The following is a 13,985-nucleotide window of genomic DNA, read 5'->3' as shown; positions in this document are numbered from 1 at the left end:
TCAACCTTCGGAAGCTCGTAAGAGCTTTCGACTACTAGGTTAAGCGTATGGCAAATTTAAAAGAAATTCGCGCCAAAGTTGCTAGTATCAAGAGCACGCAAAAGATTACTCGCGCGATGCAAATGGTAGCTGCTTCTAAAATGCGTCGTGCGCAAGAGCGCATGGCACAGGGCCGTCCGTATGCCGATAATATGCGCCGTGTAATTGCTCACTTGGTACAAGCAAACCCTGAATATAAACACCGTTATATGGTTGAACGTCCTGTAAAGCGCGTTGGCTATATCGTGGTGTCTTCAGATCGTGGCTTGGCGGGTGGCTTGAACATTAACTTGTTCAAGAAAGTTGTGCAGCATGTCAAAGCACAACAACAGCAGTCAATTGAAGTTGAATTTGCTTTGATTGGTCAAAAAGCGGTTTCGTTTTTTAAGAATTACGGCGGTAAAGTGCTTGGTGCGACCACCCAACTTGGTGATACACCGAGTTTGGAACAGTTAACTGGCTCAGTGCAGGTTATGCTTGATGCATTTGATAAAGGCGAATTAGATCGTATCTATCTCGTTTCAAATGGCTTCATCAATGCCATGACTCAACAGCCTAAAGTAGATCAACTTGTTCCTTTAGCATCAGCAGAAGAAAGCGATGACCTCAACCGTACTTATGGTTGGGATTATATCTACGAACCAGAAGCAGAAGTATTGTTAAATGGTTTGTTGGTTCGCTATATCGAGTCTATGGTTTATCAAGGTGTGATTGAAAACGTCGCATGTGAGCAATCTGCACGTATGGTCGCAATGAAAGCAGCGACAGACAACGCAGGTCAGTTGATTAAAGACCTACAACTCATTTACAACAAGCTGCGTCAAGCCGCGATTACTCAGGAAATTTCCGAGATCGTTGGCGGTGCCGCTGCCGTTTAACATTATTAAGTTTGAATTGAGGAGACAGCAATGAGTAGCGGTCGTATCATTCAGATCATCGGCGCGGTTATCGACGTCGAGTTTGAGCGCAATAGCGTTCCTAAGATCTATGACGCTCTCCAAGTTGACGGTACTGAAACTACATTAGAAGTTCAGCAACAGCTTGGCGATGGTGTAGTTCGTACCATCGCAATGGGTTCTACAGAAGGTCTTAAACGTGGTCTTACTGTAACCAGTACAAATGCACCGATTTCAGTTCCAGTGGGTCCAGCTACGCTTGGCCGTATCATGGACGTGTTGGGTCGCCCGATTGATGAAGCAGGTCCTGTTGCAACTGAAGAGCGTTTGCCGATTCATCGTCAAGCCCCTTCTTATGCTGACCAAGCTGCATCTACTGATCTTTTGGAAACTGGTATTAAAGTCATTGACTTACTTTGCCCGTTTGCGAAAGGTGGTAAAGTTGGTCTATTCGGCGGTGCCGGTGTTGGTAAAACCGTTAACATGATGGAGTTGATCAACAACATCGCGAAAGCACACTCAGGTTTATCTGTGTTTGCTGGTGTTGGTGAGCGTACTCGTGAAGGTAACGACTTCTATCACGAAATGAAAGATTCTAACGTTCTTGACAAAGTAGCAATGGTCTACGGTCAGATGAACGAGCCACCAGGTAACCGTTTACGCGTCGCGTTAACTGGTTTGACTATGGCTGAATACTTCCGTGATCAAAAAGACGAAAATGGTAAAGGTCGTGACGTATTATTATTCGTCGACAACATTTACCGTTATACACTTGCAGGTACTGAAGTATCAGCATTGTTAGGTCGTATGCCATCTGCAGTAGGTTACCAACCGACACTTGCAGAGGAAATGGGTGTTCTTCAAGAGCGTATTACGTCTACTAAAACGGGTTCGATCACATCGATCCAAGCAGTATACGTACCTGCCGATGACTTAACAGATCCATCGCCTGCAACAACCTTTGCTCACTTAGATGCAACAGTTGTATTGAGCCGTGACATCGCATCTTCTGGTATTTATCCAGCGATCGATCCACTTGATTCAACTTCACGTCAGCTAGACCCATTGGTTGTTGGTCAAGAGCATTATGAAATTGCACGTTCTGTACAGAACATTTTGCAACGTTATAAAGAGCTTAAAGACATCATTGCGATCTTGGGTATGGATGAATTGGCTGAAGAAGATAAGTTGGTTGTTTACCGTGCGCGTAAAATCCAACGTTTCTTCTCTCAACCATTCCACGTTGCTGAAGTGTTCACTGGTGCACCTGGTAAATTAGTATCGCTTAAAGAAACCATTCGTGGCTTTAAAGGTCTATTAGCTGGTGAATACGATCACATCCCAGAACAAGCGTTCTATATGGTGGGTGGTATTGACGAAGTGATTGCTAAGGCCGAGAAACTTTAATTAGCAACTCTAATTTAGGAGGTTCTCATGGCGACGATGCAATGTGATGTCGTAAGTGTGAATGAGTCAATTTACTCTGGCACAGTAACGATGTTGATCGCTAAAGGTGCAGGTGGTGAGCTTGGTATTTTACCTGGGCACGCTCCACTAGTAACTTTACTCCAGCCTGGACCGATTCGCGTTCAGTTGGAAAATGGTACAGAAGAAATTGTTTATGTATCAGGCGGCGTGTTAGAAGTTCAACCTCATGTTGTGACCGTGCTTGCAGATACTGCAATCCGTGCCGACAACTTAGATGAAGCAGCAATTTTAGAAGCTCGTAAACAAGCTGAACAATTGTTGGCGAATCAAAAGAGTGATTTGGACTCTGCTGCTGCACTTGCTTCGCTTGCTGAAACAGCAGCTCAGCTTGAAACGATTCGTAAAATCAAAAATCGTGCAATGTAATTGCTGATTTGAGATAAAAAAAGCCACCGTCAGGTGGCTTTTTTTATGGAAAAATAACTTAAAAACAATATTTAAATAATTGTCATTTTCATATAAAGTGCGTCACGCATTCTATAATTAAATGAGAAATACCATAATGAAAATTTTACTTCCTGTTGTACTGAGCCTTGCATTCGTTGGTTGTGCTTCAGTGCCTCAAGCAACACCGCAATTGTCACAACAAGCCAAAAAACTGGATGCACCCACTGAAGGGAATGCCGCAATTTATGTTTATCGCTCTAATAGTATTGTTGGTGCTGCATTGAAAAAAGATGTATGGATTGATGGCGAGTGTTTAGGCGAAACGGCTCGTGGTACGTTCTTCTTAAAAGAAGTGGCGGGTAATCAAAAACATACGGTTTCTACAGAGTCAGAGTTTTCACCAAATCATTTAGCACTGACGACGGAAGCGGGTAAACAATATTTTATCCAGCAGTACATTAAACCTGGCGTGTTGGCGGGTGGGGCGAATCTAAAACAAGTCGATGAACAAACCGGTAAAAAAGCGATTGCTGAATATCAATTCGCACAGTCTGGTAAATGTAGCAAAACAACGATTAGTTTAGACAAGAAATAACGAATCGTCACTTTAAGGTGGCTATTCTTCTATTTTGTTATTCTCAATTGGGTGAATTAGAAATATAAATCCAATTTAAGCACCTTCAAAGTTGATCTTGATATCGACCTTGAAGGTGCTTTTTTATTATCTAAAAACATAATATGATGAAGACTTGGTGCGATATGGATTACGTCACGCTAAGCGATAAATAACGAGTATATTGAATAAAAAATTAGGAAAAATATGTTAGCAAGTAATGTCTTAAAGTTGCGCTTGGATCGTATTGAACAACAGGGACATCATTTATCTGTAAAAGATCAATTGAAGTTGGTCACACTTGCTCAACCTGAATTAACTGCGGGCTTATACAGCCATCTACTTCAGGTCACTTTGCCTAAAACATGGCATTTTCAACACGATACTACAGAAGAAATAAATTGCTCATTACGTTTAATTACATTGATTCATCAAGTTTTTATACCTGCTTATCAGCAACATGCCCATCGTTTTGCTTGGTTTGAACAATGCGTGGCATTTCGCCTGCAATATTTGACCCAAGGCTTTAGCGAGCAACAACGCGATGAAACGGTAACGCAGTTAGCAAACTGTAAAGATAGCCCGCTAAAGTTAAGTATCTTGAAGCAATTACACGCTGAATATGATGATGTTGAGATTAAGTATGCTTTAGCTGCTTTTTATCAGCGTTTAGAGGATTGGTCAGCAGCAATTGAAAACTACCGTGTCGTATTTCAGCAGCAAGCCATTCAGCCTGAAAGTGTTCATTATGATTTTATACACTGCCTATTGAGTCGAAATCGTCATCACAATGAACAGGGTAATCGTGATGCGGTTGATGCCTTACAGCACTTGGGAAATTTAGAACATATCCAGCAACAAGCGAAACATGAGCAGTTAACCCAATGGGCTGTTTCATTGATGTTGCCTGAGCGCTTACAATCCAGTCCAGTTGAATCAACCAAGCTACTGATTGATCTACAACACCGATTAAAATATATGGGTCATTCTTTAAACCATTGGCTGGTCACCCATGCGTTTATCGTGCCTTATTATAAAAATGTGATTGAAAGTGCACCGAAGCTGTTAAATAACAGTGAGCTCGTGGTGAGCTTAGATCGGCATAAAGCGGCCAATGATGCTTTGCAGAAAATTTTAACAGGTCGAGACTTAAAACTGGTCAGTGGTATTCATCCTGCGCATTATCGTCTGGGTTTTATCTGGAACTACTTACAGATCAATCCCTTAGTTTTGGATGCTTTGGTCACCGCGTCTAAAGGTCATCCTGATGCTTTTTATAATCTAAAACAAATTCCAGCGCCTGATGATGATCATGATGCAGCTCTGACACGCTTATCCTCTTATTTGGCAAAGCAACAAGTCGCCTATAACCTAAGCCAGCAGGGACATACGATTGAGTTTGCAGAACATGCTCACTTAGCAGGTTTTGACTTGATTGTAGATGGTACACCGATGCAGGTGAAGTGTACTTTAGCATCGGATGCAGTAGAGTCCTTTGCAAAAAGTCACCCGCATATTGCGATTATTGTGAATATTGAATTGGCGCATCTGCAAGAGAAATATGCTTCGGTTTTTGCTGATCTGGCATTGAGTTATGAGTCCGTGCAACGCACCGCCCAAACCAGTTTGCAACATATGGTTAGTGTTGATGACTTTGTTTCAATTCCACTGATGAATACAGGCTTTGCGGTGTATCGTAATTTTTCTGCCTCACAAGCTCAGCCAGTTTCCCGTCCATATTTAGCTTATAAACAATCAAACTCCGTGATCAAAAATAGTTTGGCGATCGGCGCCGCGATTGGAGGACTTGTTTCGGGGTCTATCGGCGCTTTTGTTGTCGGCGGATTCGCTGTTTATCGTACTTGGCGCGTGCAGAAAGTTGAGCAAGCAAAGCCGTTGCAAGAAAAACAACAATTGGTTGCACAGTGCAATCAGATAATGGACTTACTCATTGATTTTGCCGAATGGTTTAATCAAAACCTTTTAAAATATCGCGTTGATTTATATGCGTATCAACTTCGACAAATTGAGATGAAGCTGATGGGTAAAATACCTGAAGCGGTGATTTCCACGACTTTATTTGCGTATAAATTTGAAGCTTATCAACGTGCATTGAAATTGCATCAATGGATGCAACAACAACTTGCTTATGAAAATCCTAAGCGTAGAGTACAAGCGGGCTGGGTTGCTCTGGCACAGTCAGATCAGTTTATGTCGATTGAATTAAAACAACGTGTCATTCAACTCAATGCCGAACTCATAAAATATAAACAGATGACACAACATGGTTTGCACTTATCAAATGTTCAACATGCATCGAATGATGTTGCTAAACCCGCTTATCAGATGCAAACAATGCAGATTTAGATGTCTGTCTGAGTTTCAGTATCCGTTTTTCCTAATATAAGTGTTGCCAGTTTAAGCATATCCATTTGAATACGATTGAATTGCTGCTCAATTTTTTCAAGGTCTAATTGGCTAATATCCAGTTGGCCATGAAGGATGGGCATTTTTAAAAGTTGTTGATTTGCATTAAGTAGACTCTGACGAATTTGATCGACTTCATGACTCTTTAGTTGAAGTGCTTGTAAGGTATCGTGTAAAGCATGCAAATTTTGTTTGAGATCTGTGGTTGCATTTTGCAGTTGCTGGGTATTCTTTTCTTGAATCGCTTGCTCAAGCTGGTTTTGTGAGCTTTTGAGCAGAGTCGTATAATCATCAGTTTTTAGCTGTAGTTGTGCTACATCACGTACCATATTAAATAGGTTGCCACTGCTTAGCTTTTGAATATCCTGCGGTGTTGTTGTATTGGCATCATCGGTACTGATGTTTGAGTCAAACTCAGTGTTTGGTTCAGCAACTTGATGGTTTTCTTGAGGCACTTGATCACAACCGACGAACGCGAATGCAGTAACAAGTACTGTTGCAGAGAAAATGGCTTTGATGGCTAGATTTTTCATCGTGGCTGAACTGCACCAAAATATGAGAAGATCGTCACTATAATGAGAAAGTATGAAGAAAAATGTGATTTTTGCAATTCATTAACATTGTAATGAGAACTAAGAATAGATTGAATGATATTTCGGGGAGGTAATTAGCTCAAACTATTTGTTATTTTGAGAAAAATATAGGCATGTTTGAGCTAATGTAAAACAATTTATTAGATATTCATATCTGCCGCCCAAAGAAAGTATCCACCATAAGTATTGGGCTTAAACTCACCGCCTATACTTTTTCCTTGATCAGTCAGTTGGTGTTTCCCTTTGTCATTTATGATTAAGAAACCGTTTTGAACAAATTGATCTAAAAGTTCTGTGGTTTTAAGTTTATGTTTTGCAGCCAGTTTTGACGTTGTAAGCTTACTAAACTCTTCTTGTTCAGCGATATCTTGTACGATCTCAGTTCCTTTGACTTCATCTAAAGAAATACGCACTTCATCACTAATGCGAATAATGCGTTGTGCTTCTTCATACGCATCTTTAAAGACAAGTTCATCTTGGTCTTTTTCGATAAGAATACCCATTTCATTATTATTAATTTGGCTAAACTCATAAAGATTAAGACTTGAAATAATACAGGTTGATTCATTTAAATAGCATTTTGCATGTAAGTTTTTGCAGAAGCTAACACGAACATAGTCTAATCGTTGCATCCATTTAATTTCATCAGGATGTAAATCACTCTTACCATAGACAATGCGGATGTCAATTTTTAAGCGATTTTTATCTTCTAGCAGTTCTTTAATTCGATCATTCAGTTTTAAAAATGGGCTAATTAAAATTAATCTTTCTTTCGCATTTTTAATCAATTCTTCTAAATAAAAACTGGTGGCACTTGTATTCAGAAATTTTGCCATGAAACCCCTACCTGATTAAAGTATTCAAAATGAAATTATAATAATGATTTAAAAGAAAAGGACGGTAAAACCATCCTTCTCCTTGAACATTTGTAACTTATTTGGCTAATTCAGCTTCAATTGCAGTCACGATACGCTCATCATCTGCGGTAATATCTGGCGCAAAACGAGCCACGATCTCACCATTCTTATTGACTAAGAATTTTTCAAAATTCCATAACACTTCAGGTGGATTATTTGGTGTTAGACCATAATCAACCAGATCTTTCCACCAAGGGCCTTCGCCAGTACGTTCTGGTATCGCTTGGGTTAAGGTCTGGTACAAAGGATGTTTATCATCGCCAGCGACTGAGATCTTGGCAAATAATGGGAAATGCACATCATAGTTGAGAGAACAGAATTGTTGGATTTCATCATTTGAACCGGGTTCTTGTTCTAAGAAATTATTGGCAGGGAAGCCTAAAATTTCTAAACCTTGCTCTTTTTTTGCTTGATAGAGTTTTTCTAGCCCTTCATATTGTGGTGTTAAACCACACTTTGAAGCAACGTTAACAATCAGTAGAACTTTGCCTTGATACTGATCGAGATCAACGTCTTGACCTTTGATATCCTGAACAGGGATGTGATAAACCGATTGGCTCATGGAGTATGTCCTAATTTGTTGTTGTGAAATCACTTGTTTGTTTTAACTGCTAATCTTTTAGAGTGCAATGCTATTGATATGAATACATAAAAATAATATTTATATTGCAGCATTTTTAAGTTGAATCGGCGTTTGCCCCGTATAGCGTTTAAAAAATTCGATGAAGCTCGAACTATGGTGATAACCCAATGCAAAGGCCAGTTGTTTGATGGTCATGCCTTGGCGGATTTGGTGAATGGCGAAAATGATTTTCGCTCGATTACGCCATTCGGATAATGAGAGTTGTAATTCTTGTTGGCTCAAGCGCAGTACATGACGCTCGCTGACAGAAAAGTTTTGTAAAATTTGCTGTAAGCTGATGTTGAATAAATCAGGATCGGATAATTTTTCTAAAATCGGTGCCAAAATTGGGTGGCTGCTTTGTGGCAAATAGTGCGAATGGGCTGGGGCTTGTTTGAGTTGATCAAATAAAACTTGCAGTAAATGTTCAAGGTATTCAGGCTGCGCCGCTTGTTTTTGTTGTTCTAAAATCTGCACGATCAAAGCACGAAAAAAAGGTTCGATACTAAAGCAACGACAGCTATTGCCTAAAAACTGCCCGAATTTAGGGTGTATCCGAATACAAATATAATGAATTTCATGTTCAACAGGCAAAGATTGGTGTTCAGTACGCGGTGGTAGCCAAAGCCCATAACTGGGTGGTGATAAATAGTACTTTCCTTCAATGTCAAATTCTAAAGTACCGTTTAAACTAAAATTAAAGTCACCCCAAAGTGAAGTATGAGGACTGACAACATCATCTTTCTGATAAAGAAATTCATGTACTTCGATACCATTCAGAAAGGGAAATTGTGCAGCGACATCATGCTTCATTGGGGGCGCTCATGTTAATTTTCGCAGGTGAGTTTAGGATTATTTAAACCGCGTGCGAGGGTAAAAATCAATACCAGAGAACAGAGTACCAGCGGGAGCATGGCAAAAAACAAGATCGTGCCATCAAAATGATCGACAATGATTCCGCCAAACATACTGCCTAAAGCAATCAAAATTAAGAAGGTCAATGTCACCATCGGCATACCTTTTTCCACCGCTTCAGGTGCATGAGTAAACATCCAGATATTTACCGCCGTTGGGATGATGCCATAGGCAAAGCCCCACAACGCCGTCAGTACGATCGCGACCATGATATGTGTGCCAAACATAGGGAGGCTTAAAAATGCCAAAAAGAAGGCAACGCCACTGACTGCAAAAGTATAGCGAATATTGATTTGTCCGAGATAACCCGCAAAGATATTGCCAAAAATTCCTGCAATTCCATATACCAGAAGTAAACGGCTAATCAGGCTGTCAGAAAAGTCAATCTGGTGCTTAAAAAAGGCAGAAAAATAACTATAAACGGCAAAGTGTGCAAAACCCATAAAGATAAAAATAATCAGTCCTTTACGAGCAGCGGGATGTTGTACGAGGATTGGGAGTTCTTTCCAGCGTAGCGAAGAAGATGGTTTTAATTGAGGTAGGTATAAGTATTGGAAGATAAAAAGCAAAATTCCCATTAATGAAATGACTGTAAAAGATGTACGCCATCCATTATATTGCGCGAGCCAGGTACCCATTGGCACACCCAGTACGCTTGCCAGTGTGACACCGAACGCGACCCATGCGGTTGCTTTGGCAATAGGTAAATGTGGTGGGGCAAGACGACCACTCAAAGCAACTGCGGTTGCCCAAAAGCCACCAATCGCAATCCCTAAAATAATTCGTCCGAGCAGTAAGAGCGTGAAATTTGGTGCAAATGCCGTGATGAAATTCGCGAGAATCATCAATAAGGTTAACATTAGTAACAGCGGCCGCCGATCTAGTGTTTTGGCAGATACAGGAATGAGTACTGCTGCAAACATCCCGACAACCGCAGTTAAAGAAACGGTGAGACCTGCTGTGCCCACAGAAATCTGAAAATCACGCGCGATTTCATTCAGTACCCCAACCGCAAGAAACTCACCTGTGACCAAGGCAAAAGCACTGAGGGTCACGGATAGAAGTGCAAACCAATTGCCTTGTGTTTGACTTGACTGAATGGGGGGTATTTCGCTAGAAAGGGAGTTTTCCATAAAAATTCCTTTATTGTTAGTAAGATAACAATAAAATTTGAAAAAGAATAATGTTTTATAACGATCGTTAAAAAATAAAATAGTTGATAAAAGCCATTCAGTCAATTATTTTATAGTGAACGTTATAAAAATATTTGTGACCCTTATGACTCATCCAGATATGTCTCTGCCGTCACCTTGTGATGACACGCTAAAAAAGAAGCGTGGACGCCCAAAGTGTTTTGATGAGCAGCAGGCTTTAGAAACGGCGATGTTGTTATTTTGGGAACATGGCTATGAAGCGACTTCGATTAGCGATTTAACTCAGGCTTTAACGATTACAGCTCCGAGCCTCTATAGTAGTTTTGGCGATAAAACAGGGCTATTCTATAAATGTATTGATTACTATCTCGCCCATGAAGCTTGTCCAATTGAAGCAATTTTTTTAGAAGCCAAAACCGCAAAGGTGGCTTTTGAACTTTTTCTTTATGACAATGTACAACGTCTAGCGCAACCCGATAAACCTTCAGGCTGTATGTTGGTGGTTGCAACCATGAATTGTTCTGATAATACCCAAGCGATACAGCACAATATTCTTGAAAAGCGATTGAAAACTAAACAAAAAATGTTGCAACGTTTACAGCAAGGTGTTTTTGATGGTGATTTGAAAGCAATAGCCCCATTAGCAGAAATGGCTGATTTCTACGCAACGGTTTTACAAGGTTTAACCATACAAGCAAGAGACGGGGCAACCGTCGCACAGTTGCACAAAGTGGTTGAACACGCGATGCGTGCTTGGGAGCTATTTTAAAGGATGTCGTAACTGCGATATAAATGTCTGAAATACGATATTTCAATTAATTTGGACATCTTTCACAATACTCACATTGCTGAAATATTGTGAGAAAGGTCATGGGTCAGTTAACAAAATATCAAAAATGGGCATTTGTGCTGCCATTGATAGCGGTCTTAATTTGGTCACTGAATATTGTGGTGACCCGTTATGTGGCTGACCTGATTTCACCTGTCAGTATTAGTTTTTATCGGTGGTTTGTGGCTTTTCTTATTTTGACGCCATTTATGTTGCCGAAGGTTTGGCAGCAACGCACTTTAATTCGGCCATTGATCGGTAAGTTAGCCATATTGAGTGCATTTGGTATGGTGTTATACCAAGGCTTGTCTTATACAGCCGCACATTATACCACTGCCACCAATATGGGCATTGTGAATGCTTTTGTCCCTGTATTTACCATATTTATTTCGTATCTGATTTTGAAAGATCGACCGAATCGTTTTGCGATCTTCGGTAGTCTGTTGTCATTTGCAGGTTTGATTTATGTCATGAGCCAAGGGCATATTTCCAGTTTGTTTGCTCAAGGTGGGCACTGGGGCGATGCGGTGATGGTCGTTGCCGTTGGTTTCTATGCTTTCTATGGTGTATTCCTGAAAAAATGGCAACTGCAATTGCCCTTAATGACCAGTTTATATGTACAAATTTCATTTGCACTGCTGTACCACCTGCCATTTTTACTGTGGTTTGGGCTAGACCGTATCAATGCTGACAATGCCGCAAGTGTATTGTATGCAGGCATGTTCCCATCATTGATTGCGCCATTATTATGGATGCTTGCTGTGCAATCGATCGGTCCAAACCGAACCAGTATTTTTATGAATTTAATGCCAGTGTTTACTGCCATTATTGCCAGTTTTTGGCTCGCAGAAAGCTGGACGATTTATCATACTGTTGGAGGGGCGATGATTCTTGTAGGTATTGTGATGGCACAGAAAAAAACCGTGAAATTATCATCCCGAGTGTTAAAGCCGACGATTTAAGATGTATTTAAAATGCGCGCTTGTTTAAAAAATAGACAAACGCGCAAAATAATAGATATGAAGACAATTCTTTCTATTTGATATTAAACGTATATTTTGAAGAAATGCTAAATTTGTGATCAAAAAAAAGCTGAATAAAAATAGAAATATAATTTTATTGAAAATATAGAAGTGACAAAATTGGTACGCTTTTCACCTTTTTTGCACGGCAAATAATATATTTGTATAAATGAGATGATTGATCCATAATAAGCGCAGAAGCAAATTGATACATTTTAGTGTTTAGATTGCTTGCCGAATTTACGAACCCTCTGGATGTGATTATACACATCCTTTTTATGCTCAGTTATCCCTATATAACTGAGCTTTTTTTTGCCTGCATTTTGGCTCATTTTTATCCATTGTTTTATGCCCGAATCACTTCGCCAGTGAGCGCATTTAAAATTCGACTGGGTTCTTGGCTTTGTCCCAAAGCACCGTCGAGATAATGCAATGCAGAACCAAAATAGCCTCGTGCCTGTTCGAAGCTATGCGCAGGCGTTAAACCTGCTGGATTGGCACTGGTTGAGACAATAAAACCACCAAAAGCATTGCATAGTTCGACACACAATGGATGGGTGGTGACACGCACAGCAACTAAAGGGTGTTGCCCTTTAATCCATGTTGGAATCTGTTGATCAGCAGGCAGTAACCATGTCGTTGCGCGCTCAACTGGTGTGCGGTTAGACCAACTGTTGATCACTTGCTGACGTATTTTGGGAGTCAAACTTTGTAATAAATGTTCGACTTGTGCGACTTTCCCCGCCAGTAAAATTACGCCTTTTTCGATTGGGCGATGTTTTAGCTCAAGTATATTTTGAAAAGCTTGCTCATTGAATGGATCACAGCCCAATCCCCAAACAGCTTCTGTCGGATATGCCAGTACTTGACCTTGTTTGAGGAGCTGAGCGGCTTCAGAGATTGAGGACGTTATCATGTGAGGTGTGCAGAGTGTTAATAAGAGAAGCTTAGTTTAAAGCATTGGGCGACAACGTAAATAGCGCCCAGCTTGTTGTGTGCATAAACCTAATAACTCAAGTTCCATCAATTGTGCTGTTAACTCTGAAATTGCAGCTTGGTTGGCTTGAGCAAGTTGATCTAAGTCTTGTCCGACCCAGTCTAAGCGTTGATAGAGTCCGATCAAATGAGAGGGGAGATTCGGTGTGGTGGTGTTCGGTTTTTCAGCGTGTTGCTGTTGTGCTTGCCATTGGGTGGGCAAAGCCAAATCTTCAATCACTTGCTCAGGATGATCGACCAAAATCGCGCCTTCACGAATCAGTTGGTGGCAGCCTTGATGGTGCTCACTATAAATATGTCCGGGAATCGCAAAGACCATCTTGCCTTGATGAGCCGCCTCGTTTGCGGTGATCAGAGAACCACTTTTTAATGCAGCTTCTACCACGACCACACCGAGACTTAAACCACTGACGATACGGTTACGCCGTGGAAAATGTTGTTGTAAAGGCATTGTGGTGGGTAGAAATTCGGTCACAATCGCACCTGACTGAATAATCTGTTGCGCAAGTTGTTTATTTTGCGCTGGATAAACGGTATCTAAACCTGTGCCGACCACGGCAATGGTGCGCTGATGAGCGAGTCCACCTTGATGCGCGGCTTGGTCGATGCCATGTGCTAAGCCACTGCTAATATAAAAACCTTTTTCACTTAAATAATAGGCGAAATCATAAGCGACTTGTCGCCCATGTGGACTGGGCTTTCGGCTGCCAACCATGGCAATTTGTGGTTGTAATAGCGCGTGCGCTTGACCTTGTCCAAATAAAATCGGTGGATGATCAGCATAAGGTAAAAGTTGGGTGGGGTAGCCGATATCGTCAGGGGTTAGAATAAAATCGCTATGTTGACAAATCAGTTGAACCAGTTGTTCAAACTGTTGTCGCCCTTGAGTTGTTTGGAATGTTTCTACGCGTTTTAAGTGATTGGCGTGTAAGCCGAGTTGTTGCCATTCCGAAAAGCGATCTGCTTGGGTCGCTTGTTCACAATCCCCAAAATAGTGGATGACTTTTTTGAAACTAGAAAGCGAATGTTGAACCAAATACCACAACAACACAGTGTGGTAGTGATGAGGTGATAGTTGATTCAACAT

14 protein-coding genes are annotated in these 13,985 nt (G+C 40.8%); 7 read left to right on the top strand and 7 right to left on the bottom strand.

Annotated features, from left to right (window positions below; translation table 11 throughout):
- Positions 1 to 47 precede the first annotated feature (47 nt).
- From atpG to MMO38_RS12245, 5 genes are all read left to right on the top strand, one after another.
- The gene (gene atpG / locus MMO38_RS12265) at positions 48 to 917 is read left to right on the top strand and encodes a F0F1 ATP synthase subunit gamma (RefSeq protein ID WP_004668112.1); all 870 of its coding nucleotides are present in this window, start codon (positions 48 to 50) and stop codon (positions 915 to 917) included.
- 30 nt (positions 918 to 947) lie between these two features.
- Entirely contained in the window at positions 948 to 2,342 is a 1,395-nt protein-coding gene (gene atpD / locus MMO38_RS12260; RefSeq protein WP_004668113.1) for a F0F1 ATP synthase subunit beta, read from the top strand.
- Positions 2,343 to 2,369: 27 nt separating this feature from the next.
- The gene (locus tag MMO38_RS12255) at positions 2,370 to 2,789 is read left to right on the top strand and encodes a F0F1 ATP synthase subunit epsilon (RefSeq protein ID WP_004668114.1); all 420 of its coding nucleotides are present in this window, start codon (positions 2,370 to 2,372) and stop codon (positions 2,787 to 2,789) included.
- A 136-nt stretch (positions 2,790 to 2,925) separates the two neighbouring features.
- Positions 2,926 to 3,405, top strand: a complete 480-nt coding sequence (locus MMO38_RS12250) for a DUF2846 domain-containing protein (protein ID WP_241323714.1) — start codon at positions 2,926 to 2,928, stop codon at positions 3,403 to 3,405.
- A gap of 225 nt (positions 3,406 to 3,630) precedes the next feature.
- Positions 3,631 to 5,790, top strand: coding sequence for a hypothetical protein (locus MMO38_RS12245; protein WP_241323713.1), 2,160 nt, complete (start codon positions 3,631 to 3,633; stop codon positions 5,788 to 5,790).
- Here the strand turns inward: MMO38_RS12245 and MMO38_RS12240 are convergent.
- From MMO38_RS12240 to MMO38_RS12220, 5 genes are all read right to left on the bottom strand, one after another.
- Positions 5,787 to 6,383 (bottom strand): hypothetical protein, encoded by a 597-nt coding sequence (locus MMO38_RS12240; RefSeq protein ID WP_241323712.1) that lies wholly within the window; start codon positions 6,381 to 6,383, stop codon positions 5,787 to 5,789. The genes MMO38_RS12245 and MMO38_RS12240 overlap by 4 nt on opposite strands.
- 200 nt (positions 6,384 to 6,583) lie before the next feature.
- A complete protein-coding gene (locus MMO38_RS12235) occupies positions 6,584 to 7,279 on the bottom strand; it encodes a phospholipase D family protein (protein ID WP_241323711.1) in 696 nt (231 codons plus the stop codon).
- Between the two features lie 97 nt (positions 7,280 to 7,376).
- Positions 7,377 to 7,922, bottom strand: coding sequence for a glutathione peroxidase (locus MMO38_RS12230; RefSeq protein ID WP_004668118.1), 546 nt, complete (start codon positions 7,920 to 7,922; stop codon positions 7,377 to 7,379).
- Between the two features lie 99 nt (positions 7,923 to 8,021).
- Entirely contained in the window at positions 8,022 to 8,795 is a 774-nt protein-coding gene (locus MMO38_RS12225) for a helix-turn-helix transcriptional regulator (protein ID WP_241323710.1), read from the bottom strand.
- 14 nt (positions 8,796 to 8,809) lie between these two features.
- A complete protein-coding gene (locus MMO38_RS12220; protein WP_241323709.1) occupies positions 8,810 to 10,030 on the bottom strand; it encodes an MFS transporter in 1,221 nt (406 codons plus the stop codon).
- A gap of 145 nt (positions 10,031 to 10,175) precedes the next feature.
- Here MMO38_RS12220 and MMO38_RS12215 point away from each other — a divergent pair, with 145 nt between their 5' ends.
- Both MMO38_RS12215 and MMO38_RS12210 read left to right on the top strand, forming a co-directional pair.
- A complete protein-coding gene (locus MMO38_RS12215) occupies positions 10,176 to 10,820 on the top strand; it encodes a TetR/AcrR family transcriptional regulator (protein ID WP_241323708.1) in 645 nt (214 codons plus the stop codon).
- Between the two features lie 101 nt (positions 10,821 to 10,921).
- Positions 10,922 to 11,842 carry a DMT family transporter gene (locus MMO38_RS12210; protein ID WP_241323707.1) on the top strand — a complete coding sequence of 307 codons (921 nt, stop codon included), beginning with the start codon at positions 10,922 to 10,924 and terminating at the stop codon, positions 11,840 to 11,842.
- 406 nt (positions 11,843 to 12,248) lie between these two features.
- Here the strand turns inward: MMO38_RS12210 and MMO38_RS12205 are convergent, their stop codons facing one another.
- Positions 12,249 to 12,818, bottom strand: coding sequence for a Sua5/YciO/YrdC/YwlC family protein (locus tag MMO38_RS12205; protein WP_241323706.1), 570 nt, complete (start codon positions 12,816 to 12,818; stop codon positions 12,249 to 12,251).
- A 36-nt stretch (positions 12,819 to 12,854) separates the two neighbouring features.
- A complete protein-coding gene (gene dprA, locus MMO38_RS12200; RefSeq protein ID WP_241323705.1) occupies positions 12,855 to 13,985 on the bottom strand; it encodes a DNA-processing protein DprA in 1,131 nt (376 codons plus the stop codon).

This window comes from Acinetobacter sp. NIPH 1852 (genome assembly GCF_022549455.1).
GTDB lineage: Bacteria > Pseudomonadota > Gammaproteobacteria > Pseudomonadales > Moraxellaceae > Acinetobacter.
This window is presented reverse-complemented; position numbering and strand designations above follow the sequence as displayed.